The organism is Flavobacterium sp. (assembly GCF_043720215.1).
Taxonomy (GTDB): Bacteria; Bacteroidota; Bacteroidia; order Flavobacteriales; family Flavobacteriaceae; genus Flavobacterium.
This window is the reverse complement of the sequence record NZ_JAYSSZ010000043.1, coordinates 1-16,207: the sequence shown is the minus strand read 5'-3', so window position 1 is coordinate 16,207 and position 16,207 is coordinate 1. Positions and strand designations below refer to the sequence as shown.

Sequence of the window (16,207 nt, the reverse complement as noted above, 5' to 3'; positions counted from 1 at the left end):
ACTGAAGATCCTAGCAATGGCTTCTATATCTGAAACTGAACGAGTGACTAATTTACCAACAGGTTCGTGGTCGAAATAACTCATTTTAAAACTGGTCATGTGTCTAAAAAGTTTAATTCGGATATCTTTTATAATATCTTGACCCAACCAGTTTGCCCAATAAACGAAGTAAAATTGTGATAGTACTTCAAGAATAAGAGCACATGCCATAAAAGCGATAAATAGGTAAAAACCGCTTTTATCTATTGGAAGAACGTAACTATCAACAATATTTTTTAGCAAATAAGGACGAAGAGCCGCAAAAATTGACAATAATATTGCCCAAACAATGATACTATAATATCGTTTTTTATATGGTTTTGTATATTCTAGAATTCTTTTAAAAAGTGTTATATCAAATGATTTCATGCTTTTTTTATATAGGGATATTCGATATTTGTGAGAAATAAACCATGTGCTGGCACCGAAAATCCAGCATTTTCTCTATTCTGAGATTCAATTATTTTTATAAAATCTTGAAGGGTTATTTTATGTAGACCAATATTTAGTAATGTTCCCACAATGGCTCGAACCATGTTTCTAAGAAATCGATCGGCTGTGATGGTAAAGATAAGTTGTTCTTTTTCTATTGTCCAAAAAGCTTCAGTTATCTTGCAATTATAGGTGTTTACGTCAGTATTAGATTTCGAAAAACATTTAAAATCTGTAAATTTTAATAATATTTCCGCAGCTTCATTCATAACATCAATATCTAAATTCTTTGATGTGTACCAAGATAAATCATTAGTGAAAACATTTTTGTATGTTGAAATGTGATAATTATATGTTCTCGAAACTGCATCAAATCGAGCATGAGCATCATCGTGTACTAGAATGATATCATAAACAACAATGTCTTTGGGTAAAAATGAATTGGCTTTATGTATAAATTTTTTAGTATCAATAAGAATAGTAGTATCAAAATGACCATACATTTGCTTGGCATGTACACCAGTATCAGTACGACCAGCTCCCATAATATCTATTTTTTCTTGCATAAGTGTCGAAAAAACAGTGTTTAAAGTTTCTTGTACTGATATAGCATTGGGTTGGTACTGCCAGCCATGATAATGCGTTCCGTTATATGCAAATTCGACAAAATATCTCAAAACAAAAATTCTATTTTTTACAAAGATAAAGGAAATCTCTTGGTAATAATATAAAAAAAAACAGAGAACAAATTGTCCTCTGAATTTAAGTATTAAGTAAGTGAGTTATCTTCTTCCGTGACCACGACCATGGCCGTTTCCGTGATTTTTTTCTCTTCTATCATCATCACTGTCATTGTGATCATCACGATCTCTATGATGATTTTCAACAGTTACATATTGTCTTCTAGATCCGTAGTTAGGGCGATAATATTCTTCACGATAGTTTCTGTGACAATCACGATAATATCTTGATCTATGATTGTTGAAATGTGCATAAGGAGAACGACCTCTGTAGTCTATTGCTACTCTATATCCGCGATTTATATCATAACCATGGCAATATTCTGGTAAATAAGTTGAACGTATCCAACCTCTTGGGCCTAGATAAATATATACTGATGAACGAACATCGTAGTATGTTTCTATCTCTGGAAGATAATAATATTCTACTTCATCTTCGTAGTTGTTGCACCATGTTGGTCTTGAACCAATGTTTAAACTAACTGAAACTTGCGCATTAGATTCAAATATAAATAGTAATAAAAATGCTGCGATTGTAAATTGTAATTTTTTCATGACTTATGGTTTTTAGTTATAGTAATTGTAATAATTTGTTTTATTACTTACGAATTTTCAATAACTGTGCCATAAATTATATAAGATTCTTAAAATTTAGAAATTTAACAAATACTGGTATACTTTTTCTGTTGGTAATCCTACTACATTTGTATACGAACCATCAATGTTTGTTATACCTACGAGTCCAATCCATTCTTGTATTCCATAACTTCCAGCTTTGTCAAAAGGTTTGTAGTTATCGAGATAATATTTGATTGCTTCATCAGATAATTTACTAAAAGTAACTTTCGTAATATCATTTACTATCTCGGTTTTGTCTTTGGTTTTAAAACAAACCGAAGTAATTACTTCATGCGTTTCTCCAGATAATTTTTGAAGCATGGCAAAAGCATCATCATAATTTTTTGGTTTTCCCAAAGCTTCATTTTTTAGCCAGACTAAAGTGTCGCTGGTAACAAGTAATTCGTTTTCAGATAATTGTCCATCAAATGCAGAAGCTTTTAGTTTGGCTAAATAATCAGTAATCTCTAAAGATTGCAAAGTATCTGGAAAAATTTCATCGATTTCTTTGAGTCGAATTTCGAAATCTAGATCTAAATTCTTGAAAAATTCTTGTCTTCTTGGAGAACCAGAAGCTAAAATTATTTTGGTATTTTCGAATTTTTTATGCAACATAATATTTCATATTTATTCCAATTACTGCAATGGAAATGATTCCGAAAAATATAACCAATTTTAAAATAGTACTTAAATGATGAAAATCTTTTTTTGTTTCTGCCGACCAAATTTTAATCATAAAATAGAGTAGCGGACCAACTAAAAATCCTAATATATAAATTGTTGCGTATTGAAGCTGAAACAAATAATTATAGACATAATATAAGATAGAAATTATTGGAACAAAACTTAGTACAAACACTAATTTTGAAGTTTTTGAAGTTCCAAAAACTACTGGTAGAGTTTGCATTCCTTGATTTTTATCGCCAATTAAATCTTCTAAATCTTTTACAATTTCGCGAATAAAATTAAGTATAAATGCTATGATTGAAAAATCTATTAGAACAGAAAAAACGGGATGCATTTGCTCTCGATTAGTATAATCTGTTGCTGGAAAAATCATAAATAAATTGATTATTAAAATACTAAAAGCCAGTAAAAATGCTACAATGACATTTTTTAGAATTAGTATTTGCTTAAAATTAGTAGCATAGATATATAATAAGGCAGCACATAAAATAAAAACGGTTACAAAATTAGGACGCATAATTACTCTAGAAAGATAAAATCCAATTCCTACGCCGATGACAGTAAAAGCAACATATAAATTATAGGCTAATCCTTCGGTAACCGTTTTGCCTACTATAACTTTTTTAGGTTTATTTTCTGAATCAGCATCTTGATCCATAATGTCATTAATAATGTATCCTCCAGCAGCAATGCAAATGGTTGAAATTATTAATAAATAATATTGCCATAATGCCAAAGCTAAAGGAATATCTTGCATTTTTAGAAATCCAAACAAAACTGTAAGTTGCATTAGAGCAATCATGAATAAGTTTTGGTATCGAATGAGTTTTAGGTATTTCATCTGTAGGTTATTTGTTTATTCGTGGATTTGTTTATTCGATGTGATTGAATTTAAAATTTAGAATTCAACATTTAAAATAATAATTTAATCGTGTTTTCCATCAAAATAAGTAAGCCATTTTCCTTGTACTTTCATTACTTGTTCAATCACATCACGAACGGCTCCTTTTCCACCATTTATGTGCGAAATATAGTTTGAAATTCCTTTTATTTCTGGGGAAGCATCTTGAGGACAAGTAGGTAATCCTACCAGCTGCATGACGTGATAATCTGGAATATCGTCTCCCATGTACAAAACTTGCTCAGGTTTAATCTTGTATAATTCGATATATTCTTTAAAAGTTTCTACTTTGTTTGGTGCTGCCAAATGAATATCAGTAATACCTAAATTTCTCAATCGGATTCTTACACCTTCATTGCTTCCGCCAGAAATAATGCAAACATTATAACCAGATTCTAGTGCTGCTTTCATTGCAAAGCCGTCACGAATGTGCATTTCGCGAAGCATTTCGCCAGTTGGAGAAACGTGCACAGTTCCATCAGTTAGTACGCCATCAACATCAAAAATAAAAGTAGTGATGTTGTTCATAATTTCTTTATAGCTTTTTGCCATTATCGATAATAGATTTTGTTAGTATTTTATAAATCTCCTTCTGATTTTCGTCCGAAAGGAAATTTAAATGTGTGTTAATTGTTTGTGTGTCATTTCGTTTTGCTGGTCCGGTTTGGGCTTCATTTGGCGAAAGCAACGTTATTTTATCTGCTGTTTCTAGGATTAATGGGTGTAAGATTTCGAACGGAATATTATTTTGAACACAAATATCGTTACCAATAGTATATAAATGATTCACAAAATTATTAACAAAAACTGCCGAAACATGCAAAGCTTTTCTTTGATTAGAATTAATCCGATATGTTTTATTAGAAATTGCTCTTGAAACAGTTTCTAGTAACTGATAATCGGATTCATTTTGCGCTTCTAAACAAATTGGAATTTCTTTGAAGTTCACCTTTTTGTTTTTTGAAAATGTTTGTAGCGGATAAAAAACTCCTTTTCTATTTTCGTTGCTTAAAATATCAATAGAAGCACTTCCTGAGGTATGAACAACTAATTTGTTTTTGAATGATAATTGCTTAGAAACTTCTTCAATTGCATTATCAGTAACAGAAATAATGTATAAATCAGCTTCAGATAAATTGTTTAAACTGTCAGTAATTTTTGAGGAATCGAGTAGGTGAGAAGCACTTCTTTTGTTCCTTGAAAATATTTGAATGATAGTAACCGTATCACTTTTAGCGAAAGCCGAAACTAGATGTTGGGCAACATTTCCTGAACCTATTAGTACTACTCGAATCATTTGGCTAAAATAATAAAAAGGTGTGACTTTTACATCACACCTTTTAGAACTTAATTTGTGTTTTTTTAAATTTTCTTAATTGTTAAATTTCCTGTTTCTTCAATACTTTTTTCAACAGATTTTTCTTCGACCATTTCATCTTCATCTTTTTGAACAACAGAAGAAAGTATTTCTTTAACCACTATGCTAATGCCAGTAACATTATTTAAAATTTTTAGTGTTTTCTTCTTTTTTTCTTTTTTTGGAATTACTACGGTATTATTAGTTATGATTTCTTTTGTGTTTTGCTCATAAAATTCTTTGTCTACATCAATCATAAATCCAGCAGAAAATAAATAAGATTTATCTCCTACGGATGCTATTTTTAGCTCAGTTTCAGTAGTATTGTTATTGATAATTTGATTGTTTTGATTATTAAGAGAAATTATCAAAGCATCGAAACCTAATGTGTTTAACGAAGTAGGATTTCTTTCAAGAAAAGGATCGTTTTCAATGGTAATCTGGCTATTAAATAAATTTTGACTGTCTCTATTTTTAGAAAAAACTGGAAAATAAGTATTATTAGATATATTTTTTAGACTAACATTATCGCCTTTAATACTTGCATCTCCTTCTAGTGTTGCCAGTGCGATTTTACTGTTTATAATGCCTATTTTTGGTGTTTGAAAATTAGTTAGTTTTATTTGTATTGGCATATCATAAACTGAAGCAAAACCATCGTATAAAGTAATGTATTTTTGTGTAGTTTTATCATCTTTATAAACAAAATATAATATCCAGCCACCAGAAATTCCTCCTTCTATAAACCCTTCAGTGGATCGTATATTTGCAACTGTATATTCTCCATAAGGGTTTGATTTTACCATTTCTGTCAAATCGTAAAAACACACATAAGGTGAGTTGGTATTGTGTCTTACGTCGTTAAACCCATCATATATTAGTTGACCTTTTATATCTAAATAATTGTCTTGTAAAGGAATTTTAATTTTAATTTCATTAAAATTTGATTCTCTATTGCCTTCATGAATATAAATTCCATTGTCTTTAATACTTAACGGATAATTATATGTAGCACTCCAATATAATCCTGCAAAAACGATATCATTTGTATTTTCTTTTTTGCTAAAAGTAGCACTACTTGAAGAAAATGTAGATTTATCATTATCAATATCAATATAAGACATATAGAAAGTATCGTTAAGTTCCGATTGTTGACCTTCTTTGTTATACGCTTCGTTTGCGTTTTTATTATCGTTTCGGTTGACAATATTGTTTGCTACAAATGTTAAATCACCACGTAAATATTCTTTAAAACGAATAGAAAAAGGAACCTCTTCTTGCGAAAAAACAAGAGTAGATAACAATAAAAACATTATTAGCAATTTATCTTTCATTATAAGCTTATAGGTTTGATATACAGGCACTAAAATTAATAAAAAAAAGCTGAAAACAAGAAAAACCCTCAACTATTTTCATAATTAAGGGTTTTGAAATTAAATTTTTGAAAGCTTGAGTTAAGATTTTTGCTCTTTATTAAAGTAAACCAAATAATAATACATTTGCTTTTCTTCGTCCCAACCTTTTTCTACAAATTTTTCGGCACTTTCGGGGTTTATAAAATCTAGTTTTATTTGAATATTAGTGTCTAAATTTATCACATTTTTCATAGTTCTCCTTGCGTCCGAAACAGCTGCATTTGCGATAGGAAAGCTAGTTAAATCTTCGATACTGTATTTCTCACCTTTGTCTACTTTATAGCTTTTGAACTCCGAAATTAAATCTGGATTATCAATTACTTCGTTTAGAAATAATGATTCCTCAAACTGATCATTTTTAGCAAAATGATTTACCGCTCGGTTCATAAACATAACTTCTTCTTTCTTATCTTCGGCAGGAAAAACGACTTCTTTTGCAAAATCTTGACAAAATTTTAAGTACTTTTTAGTTTTAAAATTTTCGTCCTGAAAAGCGTCTACTGAAAGGAAATGTTCCAACCAATAACGTGCGTCATAACGGTTGCTATCTACGGTTAGAATCTTGTAACCTTCTTCTTTTTTGTAATTAAAAATTAGACAGCCTTTATCCAATTTATTTAAATTGATTCCTTGTTGCAAAATCATTTCTAATGTTGTTCCTTTTTCTTCAAACTGAAGGAAATCGGCTTTTATTTCACTTTTAAAGATTCCAATGGCATCAACTACATTATTATCGATTGAAATATTAGTTAAATGAGTCACATAAACCTCACCATTTTTAATATGTGGATGATTTGACTGCTCGAAAAGATGTTTGGTAATTTTCTTAGAAACTTCATGTGTTTTACTTGGATTGTCAAAAATCTCTGTAGCAAACTTGAACATTTCGTTGTATTCTAAATCTACATCATGAGCAAATTGAAAATAGTTTTCCTCTTTATCACGAAATGCTTTTAGGAAATATTCTTTTAGTAACGGCATGATTTCGTCGTTAAGTCCATAAGGATTTTCGGATAAAAACATTTCTTCGTTACGGCTTATGTTTCCTACTCTGTGAATAGACAAACTCTCGATGTGAGTATTAAATAGGTTAATCATTTTTTTTAAAGGTACTAAGGTTCAAAGGCGCAAAGGTTCAGAGTAAAAAGGGAAGTGACTAAATTCGTTCCTTTATTTTTCTGATGAATGAACTTAACATTCTCTCAATTTCTTTACTTTCTTCGTTTATTTTGTTAAATTGTATTTCGTTGATATATTTTAAATTGTATGCAATTTCTAATTGTGTTTGCATTTCGAAAAGTGAACTAATTCTCCTATGTTTAGAAATTTTAAATAATCTTTGTTTCCATCTCTTCCATAACCTTCTGAAATATTGCTAGGAATTGAGATGGCACTTCTTCTTATTTGTGATGTTAATCCGTAAATCTCTTCTTTTGGGAATAAATTAGTTAATTGGTAAACTTCAGTTACTAAAGCCATAGATTTTTGCCAAATCAGTAAATCTCTAAATGTGCTCATTTTTTATTTTCTAAACCTTTGAATCTTTACTGCTTTGCAACTTTGAACCTCAAAAAGACTAATTCCAATTTTCCTCGAATCCGTAATCTTCAAAACTGTCGTCTCCGCTAAACATATCTAAATCGTCTTCGTCTAGATCGTCTTCAAATTCGTTATAATTTTCTTCATCTTCATCGGCCATAAAGTTTTTCTCGCCAGAATCTTCAGGAATTTCTCCATGAGAAAATAATGTTTCAGGATAAGTTGCTCCAGCTATTTCTTCTTCTACAGCTGCTAATTCTACAAGAAAAGTCCACATGTTTATAAAATCATAAACATAAATAATTTTTCTATTTTCGGTATCTAAAATATCTGAAAGTAAATAATCACTCATTATTTTCATTTCACCAAGAACATCGCCAGAATCAAACATTGGGATTTCATCTTCCTGATTCCAAGTGTCATCGCAAGTATAAAAAGAACCAACTTCCATACCATCGAAACCAAAAGAATTGAAAATAGCATTGTGCAAATCTTCTAAAGTATCGTTTGCAAGAATAGCAATGTCTCTAAAAACGTCATCTTCATTGTCAAGAATCACTCTAAATTTATAAACCATAACCATATTTTTATTAATGGCTCAAAGGTAAAATATAAATTATGAATTATGAATTATGAATTACTATTTGTTGATAAGATTTTTTTGTATGAAAAGGAACAGTAAATAATCCAAAATAAAATACTTCCTTCAACAATTCTTTGAATTAAACCTTTGTAAGGAGAATCTAAATTAGTATTAAGAACCATGACAAATAGAAAGCTGATTATGAAAACTATATAACTTATTGTTGATAATTGAAGTCCATTTTTCCATTTTCGAGAAGCAATTGCAATGAATAAAATGGAAAAAGGAACTATCATATAAGTAACGAATCCCATAGAATTATGTATAAACTGTGACAAACTCGGGTTTATTAACTTAGGATTACAACCTGCATCGCAATTAAAAATACTGCATATTATAGTGCCAAAACCATAACCAAAACCAACTCCTAGAAAACCAATTGTTTTGAGAGATGATTTTGGAAATACTTTTATTGAAAATAATGAGAAAATGATAAATAAAACCCCACTTGGTAGGTATCCATAAAATCGAAGTAGATCTGCTTTTGGAGCATCTACGGCATAAGATTCACTTATAAATTGTGAAATATGACTGTAATTTGAGTACAAAAAACCTGCAATAATGGTTGTTAAAACAAAAAAGGACACCCCAAGAATTCCTGACCAAAATAGTAATCTTACTTTCATAATTAATTATCGTTACTTTAAAGAAGTATGTAGAAGACGATAATTTGTACTAAATGTTACATATGCTAAATAATTCCTTGAATATGTTACAAAACATTTTCTTGTCATGAGATTATGTGGTTTACTATTTTCCAAACTGAATTACAATATTTTGAGTTTAATGATTGTTTAGATTTTATCAATAAAATTTTTGATATATTTTTTTATCATTTCTCTAACTTGACGAAATTCTTCTAAAATTTCCTCATCAGTTCCGTTAGCTTTTGCTGGATCAGGAAAATTATAATGCAATTTAACTGCTTTCGTTGGGAAAAATGGACAACGTTCTTTAGCATTATCGCAAACGGTAATCACATAATCGAATGGAATGTCAAAATACTCTTCAACATTGTTTGAAGTATGATGGGAAATATCAATTCCGTCTTCTTGCATGATAGCAATTGCTTTCGGGTTTACGCCATGAGTTTCTACTCCAGCAGAATATACTTTTACTTTTTTATCGTCGGTAAAATGGTCTAAATAGCCATGCGCAATCTGACTTCGACAACTATTTCCTGTACAAAGGACTAAAATATTTATCATCTTATTTTTTATTAAAACTGCAAAAAATGAAATTTTGTATTGTGTCAAACGGTGTTTTGTGGTCTTCTGTAAAACAATTTACTTTATCGAAATTATCTTCGAAAACAGCATTCATTTTAGTTTCAGAATATTGTGTAATATCTAAACCACTACATTTTTTTGGTCCATTTTCGGAGAATGTAGCAATAATCATTTTTCCATCTTTTACAACCGATTTCGATACAATTTCGGAATATTTTTCAACCTGATTTTCTGCTGTCAAAAAATGAAAAGAAGCCCTGTCGTGCCAAAAATCGAAAGTAGTTTCTGGTTGAAAATCTAAAATATCTGAAATTATAAAACTCACATTTTTCGATTTTTCTCCCAACCGTTCTTTAATACGCTCGATAGCTTTTGCAGAAATATCTAATAAATATAAATTGGTATAACCTAAATCTAATAAAGTATCAATAAAATAACTATCTCCACCACCAATATCAATGATTTTGGCATCTTTTGGTAAATTGAATTTGTCTACAAAAGCTATTGAAGTTTCTGGATTTTCTTGAAACCAACTTACATCTTTTTCTGTTTTTGTTGTAAAAACATTTTCCCAGTGTATTTTTTTATTTTCCATTTATAGAAATAACCAAATTAAATTTATAAAGGTAAATTTTGGATCAAAACCCCAAATTATTTGCAAAATAGTAATCGAAATTGTGATTATAATTGGCTTTTTATATTTAATAATAAAATTCTTCATATTTAACAACAATTTGAGTTTGGTGTGCAACAAGAATCTACGTTTTCTTGTAACTCGTTTAGTTTTACTTTTATTTTTTCGACAGGAATTCCGCAATTAGTTTTAGCTAAACAATCCGTTTTAGTATTCGTCAAAACGAATTGATTATCAATATATTCCAATCCAAATTTACCTACTGTTTCTTGTTGAAATTCGATTTCAATTTCTAAGTCTTCTCCATCAAACATTCCTGAAGTTGTATCAATTATCGAAATCACTTTTTTAGGTTCCAATCTATGATAAAAATCGACTGATGTCCACAATTGTAGCGTCGCTTTTTTAGAAATTCTAAATGTATTTCCACAATCGGTAAATTGTTTTGTGGTCATTCCTATTTCGGTAATGTGAAAATGGGAAGGTACTTTTTGTCCGTTTTGTAAAACAAAATCAAGTTGTTCTACCTTTTCAAGCTGTTTTTTAAATTCTGATAGTTTCATAATATGATTTTTTAGTTAGCAACATTTCTCTTTTAATTTTCTAGTAATAGCAAAAAAATAATTTTCGAATTTTTTTAATGTATCACTATTAATACAGTAACATATCGAAGTTCCTTCAATTGTTCCTTGAATAATTTTTGCATTTTTAAGCTCTTTTAGATGCTGTGAAACAGTAGGTTGGGCGAGTGGTAACTCGTTTACAATATCCCCACAAATACAAGTATCTACTTTTAGCAGATATTCAATAATGGCAACTCTTGCTGGATGAGAAAGCGCTTTGAAAAGTGTTGCTAACTCATTTTGTTCTTCTGAAAAGGATTCTGATTTAGATGCTCCCATAATTTTATTATATTTATATATTGCAATATTACGATATATAGATTTAAAATCCAAATATTTTTTTAATAATTGTATTTTGAAGTGTTGATGAAATTCGTAATTGATAATTCACAATTCATAATTATTTTTACTACTTTTGAAATTCATAAAATAAACAAAAATGGCTGCAATAACATTAGGAGGAAATCCAATAAATACATCAGGTAATTTACCAGAAGTTGGTAACGTAGCACCCGATTTTAAGTTAGTAAAAAGTGATTTGTCAATAGCTTCATTAGCTGATTATAAAGGGAGTAGAGTAGTGTTGAATATTTTCCCAAGTATCGACACAGGAACTTGTGCTACATCAGTAAGAACCTTTAATGCTAAACTTAGTGCATTAGAAAACACAAAAGTATTGTGTATTTCACGTGATTTACCTTTTGCTCAAAAGCGTTTTTGTGGTGCCGAAGGGTTAGAAAATGTCGAAAATCTATCAGATTTTAAAGACGGAAGTTTTGGAAAAAATTATGGTCTTGAAATTACAGATTCTGTTCTTGCAGGATTACACTCTAGAGTTGTAATTGTTCTTGATGAAAATGGTATTATAAAATATACTGAGCAAGTTCCAGAAATAGCAGATGAGCCAAATTACGAAGCTGCTTTAGCATCATTATAAGATGGGTGTAAAATTTGAAAAAGATAATACTTTTGTAACGGGTCGTTTCAAAAGTTTAGGATTTGCTCTGAAAGGAGCAATTAAGCTAATTACTACTGAACATAGCGTTATGGTGCAATCGTCACTAGTTGTAATTATGACAATAGCTGGATTTTATTTCCAAATTTCCAGAACCGATTGGATGTTTCAAATACTAGCTTTCGGATTAGTTTTGAGTATTGAAGGGATAAATACTGCTGTCGAAAAAGTTGCAGATTTTATTCACCCAGATTACCATGAGCGCATTGGTTTTATTAAAGATATTGCTGCTGGAGCCGTTTTTTTTGCTGCTATCACAGCAATAGCAATTGGTTTAATGATATATTTACCAATATTTTTATAAAAACTAAAAGACTGTAAACCTACTAATGGCAAAAGCTAAAAAAGAAATAAATCCTACAGAACCTGAAGAAACGAATTTGCTAAGTCGTTTTAGTGCCTCTCGTCAACAAAAGATAACTATAGGAGTATTGCTGGTGCTTTTTGCAATTGCACTTTCATTATCATTTATATCCTATTTTGTAAATGGAAAATTTGATCAAAGTGAGTTGCAAGACTTTGCAAATAGAAACTCTCATGTGCAAAATTGGTTAGGGAAATTTGGGGCTTTCATGTCCGATTTTTTTATTTATAAAGGTTTTGGTGTTTCTTCATTTCTTTTTGTTAGACTACTTTTCTTAACAGGAACTTATTTAGTTTTAGATTTAGCAATAGGAAAATTAAAAAAAACTTGGTTTTGGGATATTTTTGTAATCATAATTTTATCTATTCTTTTTGGATTTTTTGGTAATTTATTGCCAGAATTAGGAGGTGTAATAGGTTATGAGATGAATTTGTTTTCGCAAGATTACATAGGGAAATCAGGAACTTTGCTAGCTTTGATTTTTGGAATAGTTATTTATTTAATTTTTAAAATAAAAGTATCTCCAGAAAAGATTAAAGGTTTCTTCGAAAAAACTAAAAATGATATTACAGAAGAATTAAAACCAATAAAAAATACAACTTCTACCTATAATTTAGAAGAATTTGCTACTGATGAAACAGCTGAATTGCCTACAAAAAAGTTCGAATTTCAATCTGATGAAGAAGATTTAGGAGAAATCACTTTGAAGCCAGTTTCTCAATTCGAAATTAATAAAGAAAGCTTAAAACCAACCATTTCAAATTCGTCCGAATTAATTTTAGAGCCAACTATAAAAGAAGAAATTCTAATAGATAATCATAACAAACCACATGAAAATGAATTTGTTATCGAAAAAGTGGAAGAAGAAGATATTGTAGAAGAAAATTTGGCGTCACGATTGGTTGCCGATTTTGGAGAATTTGATCCAACATTAGATTTATCAAATTTTAAATTCCCAGGAATCGATTTGCTAAAAGATTATTCATCTGGCGGAATTACAATCAATCAAGCGGAACTCGAAGAAAATAAGAATAAAATTGTAGAAACTTTACGCAACTACAAAATAGAAATTGCACAAATAAAAGCAACTGTTGGGCCATCGGTTACTTTGTACGAAATCGTGCCAGAAGCAGGAATTAGAATTTCTAAAATAAAAAGTTTAGAAGATGATATTGCCCTGTCACTTTCGGCATTAGGAATTCGTATTATTGCGCCAATTCCAGGAAAAGGAACAATTGGTATCGAAGTTCCGAACAAGAATCCAAGCATGGTTTCTATGAAATCAGTCATTGGTTCAGCCAAGTTTCAAGAAGCTGAAATGGAATTACCTATTGCCTTAGGAAAAACAATTTCTAACGAAACTTTTGTTGTCGATTTAGCAAAAATGCCACATTTACTAATGGCTGGAGCAACAGGACAAGGAAAATCGGTAGGATTAAATGCCGTTTTAACTTCATTATTATACAAAAAGCATCCAGCGGAAGTTAAGTTTGTTTTGGTCGACCCAAAGAAAGTCGAGTTAACACTTTTTAATAAAATAGAACGTCATTATTTAGCAAAATTGCCAGATACTGACGAAGCCATTATTACCGATAATGCAAAAGTTGTTGCAACGCTAAATTCACTTTGCGTAGAAATGGACAACCGATATTCTTTACTAAAAGATGCTATGGTGCGTAATATTAAAGAATATAATGACAAGTTCAAACAGCGAAAATTAAATCCAGAAGCAGGACATCGTTTCTTGCCTTATATTGTTTTGGTTGTCGATGAGTTTGCCGATTTGATTATGACAGCCGGAAAAGAAGTAGAGTTACCAATTGCTCGTTTAGCACAATTAGCCCGTGCGATCGGAATTCACTTAATAATTGCGACGCAAAGACCATCGGTAAATGTAATTACAGGTATGATTAAAGCCAATTTTCCTGCTAGAATTGCGTTTAGAGTTACCTCAAAAATAGATTCTAGAACCATTTTAGATTCTGGAGGAGCAGACCAATTAATAGGTCGTGGAGATATGTTATTTAGCAACGGAAACGATCTGGTTCGAGTTCAGTGTGCTTTTGTAGATACACCTGAGGTTGAAAAAATCACAGAGTTTATAGGCTCTCAGAAAGCTTATGCCACCGCTTATTTACTTCCAGAATTTGTGGGAGAAGATAGTGGCATACAACTTGATATGGATATATCAGAAAGAGATTCTCTTTTTAGAGATGCTGCAGAAGTGATTGTAACAGCACAACAAGGATCGGCTTCCTTAATTCAGCGAAAGCTAAAATTAGGATACAATCGTGCGGGAAGATTAATAGATCAATTGGAAGCGGCAGGAATAGTTGGTCCTTTTGAAGGAAGTAAAGCACGCGGTGTGAATATTCCGGATTTGGTCGCTTTAGAACAATTTTTTAATAATGAAAAAAACAATAATAATTAAAATGAAGAAAATAATAGGTTTATTATTACTAATTTATAGTTTTTCTGTTCAAGCTCAAGATGCAGTAAAAGCAAAAGCTTTGCTTGATAAAGTTTCGGCTAATGCCAAAAGTTATAAAAATATTCAAATAGATTTTAAGTATTCTTTGCAAAATCTTAAAGAAAATGTAAATCAGGAAAATAAAGGAAACGTAACTCTAAGCGGAAATCAGTATCTATTGAATTTTATGGGAGTTAATAAACTTTGTGACGGGAAAAAAATATATTCGATAGTTGCAGAAGACGAAGAAATAACTATTTCTAATATTGGCGGAAGCGAAGATGATAACGATACACCAGCAAAAATGCTTACTTTTTTTAATAAAGGATTCAAATATGCTTGGGATATTACACAAACTGTAAAAGGTAAAAAAATTCAATATGTAAAATTAACTCCAATAAGCTCTAAAGACGAACGCAAACAAATATTAGTTGGTATCGATACAAAAACGAATCAAATTTACAATACAATATCTGTTGCAAAAAATGGGACAAAAATCACTTTGACTGTTAATTCTTTCAAAACCAATCAGGCATTACCAAAAAATCAGTTTACTTTTGTGCAAAGCAAATACCCTAAGTATTACATCAATAAATTGGACTAAACTGAATGAAAATTCTTGACAAATATCTTCTAAAAACCTATTTGACTTCTTTTGTTGGAGTATTTGTGATTTTAATTTTCATCTTTATTTTACAAACGGTTTGGTTATTTATATCTGAATTGGCAGGAAAAGATTTAGATTTTATTTTAATTATAAAATTTTTACTTTTCAAAATGCCAAGTTTAGTTCCTTTGGTATTACCGTTATCAATACTTTTATCAGCCATAATGACTTTTGGTGATCTAGCCGAAAATTATGAATTTGCAGCAATGAAATCGGCTGGAATTTCTTTTCAAAGAACAATGAAAAGATTAACTGCATTTATTATACTTCTTAGTATTGGCGCTTTTTTCTTTGCTAATAATGTAATTCCTTATGCAGATTATAAATTTGTAAATTTCCGCAGAAACATCGCACAAGTAAAACCTGCCATGGCAATTGCTGAAGGACAGTTTAGTACTATTGGAAATATTAATATTAAAGTTAATAAAAAATCTGGTGAAAAAGGAGAATTTCTAGAAGGTGTAACCATACATAAAAAATCAAATCTTGGTGAAGGAGCAAAAACGGTTATAAAATCTAAAACAGGACAATTAATAAGCAGCGAAAAATCGAATTTACTTCAATTAGTATTGTTAGATGGTTATTATTATGAAGATATTACACCTAAAAATTACCAAGATCGTCAGAAAATGCCTTTTGCAAAAGTAAATTTCAAGAAATATAATATTAATATCGATTTATCTAAATTGAATACAGTAGATGTTAATGAAGGGGAAATCTCTAATTCTAATAGTATGCTTGGGCTTATAGAACTTAAATATACTGTCGATTCATTAAGTTTAGGTTATAATAAGGAAATAGTATCAGTTGCAGATAATGTATACCAGCGATTAG

Annotated in this window: 20 protein-coding genes and 1 pseudogene; 5 read left to right on the top strand and 16 right to left on the bottom strand. The window is 30.2% G+C overall.

Annotation, left to right across the window (positions count from 1 at the left end; genetic code table 11):
* From ACHZC3_RS01755 to ACHZC3_RS01680, 16 genes and pseudogenes are all read right to left on the bottom strand, one after another.
* The coding region (locus ACHZC3_RS01755; RefSeq protein WP_394758154.1) for an ABC transporter transmembrane domain-containing protein at positions 1-408 on the bottom strand (408 nt) is incomplete at its 3' end.
* Entirely contained in the window at positions 405-1,148 is a 744-nt protein-coding gene (gene truA, locus ACHZC3_RS01750; protein WP_394758153.1) for a tRNA pseudouridine(38-40) synthase TruA, read from the bottom strand. The genes ACHZC3_RS01755 and truA, both read right to left, overlap by 4 nt.
* A 105-nt stretch (positions 1,149-1,253) precedes the next feature.
* Positions 1,254-1,766 (bottom strand): hypothetical protein, encoded by a 513-nt coding sequence (locus ACHZC3_RS01745; protein WP_394758152.1) that lies wholly within the window; start codon positions 1,764-1,766, stop codon positions 1,254-1,256.
* 96 nt (positions 1,767-1,862) lie between these two features.
* Positions 1,863-2,444 (bottom strand): Maf-like protein, encoded by a 582-nt coding sequence (locus ACHZC3_RS01740; RefSeq protein ID WP_394758151.1) that lies wholly within the window; start codon positions 2,442-2,444, stop codon positions 1,863-1,865.
* Positions 2,434-3,357, bottom strand: a complete 924-nt coding sequence (locus ACHZC3_RS01735; protein WP_394758150.1) for a geranylgeranylglycerol-phosphate geranylgeranyltransferase — start codon at positions 3,355-3,357, stop codon at positions 2,434-2,436. Before ACHZC3_RS01735 ends, ACHZC3_RS01740 begins: the two co-directional genes overlap by 11 nt.
* Positions 3,358-3,441: 84 nt before the next feature.
* Complete coding sequence (locus ACHZC3_RS01730; protein ID WP_394758149.1) at positions 3,442-3,969, bottom strand: KdsC family phosphatase; 528 nt, start codon at positions 3,967-3,969, stop codon at positions 3,442-3,444.
* The gene (locus tag ACHZC3_RS01725; RefSeq protein ID WP_394758148.1) at positions 3,953-4,714 is read right to left on the bottom strand and encodes a Rossmann-like and DUF2520 domain-containing protein; all 762 of its coding nucleotides are present in this window, start codon (positions 4,712-4,714) and stop codon (positions 3,953-3,955) included. Before ACHZC3_RS01725 ends, ACHZC3_RS01730 begins: the two co-directional genes overlap by 17 nt.
* A 65-nt stretch (positions 4,715-4,779) precedes the next feature.
* Positions 4,780-6,087 carry a hypothetical protein gene (locus tag ACHZC3_RS01720; RefSeq protein ID WP_394758147.1) on the bottom strand — a complete coding sequence of 436 codons (1,308 nt, stop codon included), beginning with the start codon at positions 6,085-6,087 and terminating at the stop codon, positions 4,780-4,782.
* 141 nt (positions 6,088-6,228) lie between these two features.
* Positions 6,229-7,287: a nucleoid-associated protein gene (locus ACHZC3_RS01715; protein ID WP_394758146.1), complete on the bottom strand. Its 1,059-nt coding sequence runs from the start codon at positions 7,285-7,287 to the stop codon at positions 6,229-6,231.
* Positions 7,288-7,345: 58 nt separating this feature from the next.
* Positions 7,346-7,707: pseudogene (locus ACHZC3_RS01710) on the bottom strand (four helix bundle protein).
* 58 nt (positions 7,708-7,765) lie between these two features.
* Complete coding sequence (locus ACHZC3_RS01705) at positions 7,766-8,305, bottom strand: hypothetical protein (protein ID WP_394758145.1); 540 nt, start codon at positions 8,303-8,305, stop codon at positions 7,766-7,768.
* Between the two features lie 53 nt (positions 8,306-8,358).
* A complete protein-coding gene (locus ACHZC3_RS01700) occupies positions 8,359-8,997 on the bottom strand; it encodes a DUF998 domain-containing protein (protein WP_394758144.1) in 639 nt (212 codons plus the stop codon).
* 168 nt (positions 8,998-9,165) lie between these two features.
* Positions 9,166-9,579, bottom strand: a complete 414-nt coding sequence (locus ACHZC3_RS01695; RefSeq protein ID WP_394758143.1) for an arsenate reductase ArsC — start codon at positions 9,577-9,579, stop codon at positions 9,166-9,168.
* 1 nt (position 9,580) lies between these two features.
* Positions 9,581-10,195 carry a class I SAM-dependent methyltransferase gene (locus ACHZC3_RS01690; RefSeq protein ID WP_394758142.1) on the bottom strand — a complete coding sequence of 205 codons (615 nt, stop codon included), beginning with the start codon at positions 10,193-10,195 and terminating at the stop codon, positions 9,581-9,583.
* A gap of 128 nt (positions 10,196-10,323) precedes the next feature.
* On the bottom strand, positions 10,324-10,797 hold the full coding sequence (locus ACHZC3_RS01685) for a DUF6428 family protein (RefSeq protein ID WP_394758141.1): 474 nt from the start codon (positions 10,795-10,797) through the stop codon (positions 10,324-10,326).
* A 15-nt stretch (positions 10,798-10,812) separates the two neighbouring features.
* Positions 10,813-11,136, bottom strand: a complete 324-nt coding sequence (locus tag ACHZC3_RS01680; RefSeq protein WP_394758140.1) for an ArsR/SmtB family transcription factor — start codon at positions 11,134-11,136, stop codon at positions 10,813-10,815.
* A 160-nt stretch (positions 11,137-11,296) separates the two neighbouring features.
* On the opposite strand from ACHZC3_RS01680, the gene tpx reads away from it, so the two are divergent.
* The 5 genes from tpx to ACHZC3_RS01655 form a co-directional block, all read left to right on the top strand.
* A complete protein-coding gene (gene tpx / locus ACHZC3_RS01675) occupies positions 11,297-11,794 on the top strand; it encodes a thiol peroxidase (protein ID WP_394758139.1) in 498 nt (165 codons plus the stop codon).
* 1 nt (position 11,795) lies between these two features.
* Complete coding sequence (locus tag ACHZC3_RS01670; RefSeq protein WP_394758138.1) at positions 11,796-12,176, top strand: diacylglycerol kinase family protein; 381 nt, start codon at positions 11,796-11,798, stop codon at positions 12,174-12,176.
* A gap of 25 nt (positions 12,177-12,201) precedes the next feature.
* On the top strand, positions 12,202-14,667 hold the full coding sequence (locus ACHZC3_RS01665; protein ID WP_394758137.1) for a DNA translocase FtsK: 2,466 nt from the start codon (positions 12,202-12,204) through the stop codon (positions 14,665-14,667).
* Between the two features lies 1 nt (position 14,668).
* Positions 14,669-15,310: an outer membrane lipoprotein carrier protein LolA gene (locus ACHZC3_RS01660; protein ID WP_394758136.1), complete on the top strand. Its 642-nt coding sequence runs from the start codon at positions 14,669-14,671 to the stop codon at positions 15,308-15,310.
* A 5-nt stretch (positions 15,311-15,315) separates the two neighbouring features.
* The coding region (locus ACHZC3_RS01655; protein ID WP_394758135.1) for an LptF/LptG family permease at positions 15,316-16,207 on the top strand (892 nt) is incomplete at its 3' end.